The sequence below is a fragment of the Xanthobacter autotrophicus genome (assembly GCF_029991245.1).
Taxonomy (GTDB): domain Bacteria; phylum Pseudomonadota; class Alphaproteobacteria; order Rhizobiales; family Xanthobacteraceae; genus Xanthobacter; species Xanthobacter autotrophicus_C.
Map to the genome: position 1 here is coordinate 1 of NZ_JAIVFO010000257.1, position 2,748 is coordinate 2,748.

Genomic DNA, 2,748 nt, shown 5'->3' on the forward strand with positions numbered 1-2,748 from the left:
GGGCGATGCCGGGCGGAAGCATGGGGGGCGGCATGATGGTGCACGCCAACGATGTTGTCTACGACGCCTTCCTCGCCAACCGCCGCACCCTCGCCGATCCGGAGGTGGTGCGGGTGGAGAAGGGCGGCCGGGTCCGCCTGCGCATCATCAATGGCGGCACCGCCACCGCCTTCTTCCTCACCGTGCCGGGCCTGAAGCCCCGCTGCATCGCCGTGGACGGCACGCCCTGTGCCCCCGTGGCGGCGAATGCCTTTCCGCTCGCCCAGGGCCAGCGCATGGACCTCCTCGTGGAGATCCCGGCCGCGGGCGGCGCCTTTCCGGTGCTGGCGCAGGTGGAGGCCTCGACCCGTCGGACCGGCCTCGTGCTGGCGACGGCGGGGGCGGCCATCTCGCGCCTCGCCGAGGCGGCGGACCTCCCGCAGGGCTTCATGGACCTCGCCTTCGAGGAACGGCTCTCGGCGCAGAAGCCGCTTGCGGCGCGGGTGCCGGACACGGCCTTCCCCATCCTGCTGGGCGAGGAGCCGGGCTATCGCTGGACCATCAACGGCCGCATCCATGGGGAGGACATCCCCTTCACGGTCCAGCAGGGCGAGCGGGTGGAGATGACCTTCATGAATCCCACCGGCATGAGCCACCCCATGCACCTGCACGGCCATCACTTCCAGGTCGTGGGCATCGGCGGGCGGCGGATCGCGGGCGCCCTGCGCGACACGGTGATGGTGCCGCCGCACATGCCCGTGACCATCGCCTTCGATGCCGGGCCGAAGGGCGAGTGGTTCCTGCACTGCCACCACCTCTACCACATGGCCACCGGGATGATGGCGGTGGTGAAGGTGGCCTGAACCACTCCACGGCAAGGAGAAGCGAAGGTAAACCCGTGCCGGGCCGGTCGGCGGCGCGGGCGAGAATGGCGGGGGCGACGGGCATCCAACAGGAGATTCAGGCGTGTCCGCGCCATATCAATCAAATCTGGAAACGCAAATATTGTTTTTTGATAGCTAATATAGTTTAAGCCAATCCACTTCCGTCATACTATGGATGGCATCCACAAACGTCCTGGACGGCCCACCGCAGGCATGGGCGGAGAGGCTGGAAGCGTCCGCCGGGCGCTCCCAAATGGCCTCCCAGCCGCTATCGCGCCGCGCCCATCGACTGGAGCACCGCCTCGCTCGGCCAGCAATCCACCTTCAGTCCGGCCGACTTCTGGTAAGCACCGAGCGCCGCGCGGGTCAGCATGCCCGCCTTGCCGTCGATCTTGTCGGTGTAGAGGCCGGTGCGGGCCAGATGCTTCTGCATCGCCTCCACCGATTTCGTGCGCAGCTGCGTCGAGGCGGTCCATGGCGTCGCAAAGCGCTGCGGGTTCACCATGCGGTCGGAGAGATGGCCGACGAACAGCACATAGAGATCGGAGAAATTGTATTGCTTGATCACGAAGTAGTTCTTCGTGGTGAGGAAGGACGGGCCGTAGCTGCCCTCGGGCTGCAGCAGCGAAGCCGTCTGCGTCTGATCGGCGGCCGAGAGCCTTTGCACCGGCGCGAAGCCGGCGCGCAGCCACTCGCCGATGGACTTTTGCACTTCGGGCACGCCCAGGGTGCAGTCGGCATTCGCCGGCGCACGGACCTCGTAGGCCCAGCGCACCCCGGGCTGCCAGCCCTTGTCGGCGAGCTGCTTGGCGGCGGAGGCCAGCGCATCCGGCACCGAATGCCAGATATCGACGCGGCCATCGCCGTCGAGATCGACGCCATGCTTGTAGTATTCGGACGGCAGGAACTGCGTAAGGCCGGTGGCGCCGGCCCAGGATGAACGGAAGTCCTTCCGCGTCACCGCGCCGTCACCGAGGATCTTCAGCGCGAGGATGAACTCATCGCGATACTGCTCCTTGCGGCGGCCCACATAGGCCTGGGTCGCCACCACGCGTAGCGTGTCATGGGGGGAGGTGTAGCGGCCGTAGTCGGTCTCGCGGCCCCACAGCGCCAGCACCATCGTTGCCGGCACGCCGAACCGGCTTTCGATCTGGTCGAGCGCGGCCCGATGCTTCTGCATCAGCCGCTGCCCCTCGGCGGCGAGCCGCGCGATGGTGGCTTCCTTCACATAATTGGCCGGCACCTGCACGAACTCCGCCTGCGCCGACGCGCCGGTCGCGGGCCGTCCCGGCAGGGCCAGATCCGGCAGCTTGTAGTCCGGTTCGAGGCCCCGTGTCTCGCGCTCGAACGTCTCCCGCGAGACCCCGGCCGCCTGCGCCTGCGGCCAGAGCGAGGCGATGAATTGCGTAAAGGCAGCGTCCGCCGCACGGGCGGGGGCGTGCAATGCCAGCGCCGCAAGCAGCAGGGCGAGGATGAGGGTGCGGCAACCGGAGGGCAAGGAACCGCTCACGTTTCAATTGCGGAATGATGCATGGGCGACCCTAGCACGGAGCGGTTCAGCCGTGAACGCGGCGCACCGCGGACCGCCCGTGCGCAACTCCCGCCCGGGCTCCGAGCGTTGCCGGGTCGCCGCGGATCAGGCGTGCCCGGAGCCGCACGCCATGGCAACGCGGATCTCGCCATGGACATCCGACAATGAGCATCACCCACCGCACCACCTCGCTCGGCGGCTGGGCACGACCTCGGTGGAGGCGATGCAGAAGCATCTGGCGCGCATCCGGCCGATCTCCTCCGACACCTTGTCCGCGGCCAGCCTCAACGCCGCGTCGCGCTTTGAGGTGCTCCTCTCGATAGAGCCGGAACAGGTGCTCCCCCGGCCCCCTCC

General features: G+C 68.1%; 3 protein-coding genes. 2 read left to right on the forward strand and 1 reads right to left on the reverse strand.

From position 1 onward, the window contains the following. On the forward strand, nucleotides 1-842 hold an 842-nt coding region (locus K9U41_RS22440; RefSeq protein WP_282643056.1), incomplete at its 5' end, for a multicopper oxidase family protein. Nucleotides 843-1,131: 289 nt separating this feature from the next. Here the strand turns inward: K9U41_RS22440 and K9U41_RS22445 are convergent. Beyond that, the gene (locus K9U41_RS22445; RefSeq protein WP_282643058.1) at nucleotides 1,132-2,337 is read right to left on the reverse strand and encodes a lytic murein transglycosylase; all 1,206 of its coding nucleotides are present in this window, start codon (nucleotides 2,335-2,337) and stop codon (nucleotides 1,132-1,134) included. 187 nt (nucleotides 2,338-2,524) lie between these two features. Between K9U41_RS22445 and K9U41_RS22450 the strand changes: the two genes are divergently transcribed. Beyond that, nucleotides 2,525-2,748, forward strand: a 224-nt coding sequence (locus K9U41_RS22450) for a hypothetical protein (RefSeq protein WP_282643057.1), incomplete at its 3' end; no start/stop codon positions are given.